We start from the raw sequence: 1,334 nt of genomic DNA on the forward strand, positions 1-1,334 counted from the left end.
AGTGCCGCTTCGAATTCGGTGGCAGAAGCCGGTTATGCAGATTCTGGCGTTGCGCAGAGTAGCGCCTTCCGTCAATCCGTTGTGGGTCAGAATACTCTGCAGGACGGGGCAAGTCAGGGCGGCGCTGAGGAATATCCTTTGGGGTTTGCCGTAGCTCAGCTGCACGGTATCTATATCCTTGCGCAAAATGCCTCTGGTCTGATCATCGTAGATATGCACGCAGCGCATGAGCGTATTACTTACGAGCAAATGAAAGCCGACTTTTACGGTGCCGGTATTCAGGCTCAACCGCTGTTAGTACCTATTTCTTTGGCGGTGAGCTCTAGGGAGGCTGATGTGGCTGAAGAGTGCTCAGATGAGCTTCGCAAGTTTGGCTTGTTAGTCGAGCGGAGCGGCCCAGAGGCACTGATAGTTCGAGAGGTGCCAGTTATTCTGCAAAAGGTGGACGTTGTCCAGCTGGTGAGAGATGTGCTCAGTGATATGTTGGGTAGTGGCTATTCAGATCAGCTTGAAGCAAAAGCGAACGAGTTGATGGGAACCATGGCATGTCATGGTTCGGTAAGAGCAAATCGAGTGCTGACGCAAGCTGAGATGAATGCCTTGCTGAGAGACATGGAGGAGACAGAGCGAAGCGGGCAGTGTAATCACGGACGACCTACTTGGACTGCGTTATCAATGCCTGAGCTTGATAAGCTCTTTTTGCGAGGTCGATAGCGTTGGTTGGCAATGGCGTAGCGTTAGAATCGTTACCTCCTGCGATTTGTCTGATGGGGCCGACTGCATCTGGTAAGACCGATTTAGCCATTTCGCTTTGCAAACATTTGCCGGTTGATATTGTTAGTGTGGACTCTGCGCTGATCTATCGTGACATGAATATTGGTACTGCCAAGCCAACCGCTGAGGAATTGCTTGAGGCGCCACACAGGCTGATTGATATTCTCGACCCAATTGAGTCATATTCTGTAGCGCGGTTTTATGAAGATGCGTTGAGTGAGATGCGCAAGATCAGCGAAAAAGGCAGGATACCGTTGTTGGTTGGCGGCACGATGATGTACTTTCGCGTGCTACGTGACGGAATTGCAGCGATGCCGTCAGCGGATGAAGGTGTTCGAAAAGAGATTAATCGGCTTGCTGAGGAAAAGGGGTGGGCGCACATCCACAGCTTGCTAAAAGATATTGATCCGGAGTCGGCAGAGCGAATTAAGCCTTCAGATACTCAGCGATTGCAACGCGCGTTCGAAGTTTACCGTGTAAGTGGTAGGACTTTGACAGATTATTGGCGGATGCAACGGTCTCATAACTCAGGTGAGGCGAATGCGCTTGGCGCAGGTCTG

General features: G+C 51.1%; 1 protein-coding gene and 1 pseudogene. Both read left to right on the plus strand.

Going from position 1 to position 1,334, the window contains the following annotated elements:
- Window positions 1–714: pseudogene (gene mutL, locus A3750_RS09835) on the plus strand (DNA mismatch repair protein MutL); the annotation flags it as partial.
- Window positions 715–767: 53 nt separating this feature from the next.
- On the plus strand, window positions 768–1,334 hold a 567-nt coding region (gene miaA, locus A3750_RS09840; RefSeq protein WP_082873251.1), incomplete at its 3' end, for a tRNA (adenosine(37)-N6)-dimethylallyltransferase MiaA.

This window comes from Oleiphilus sp. HI0079 (assembly GCF_001635105.1).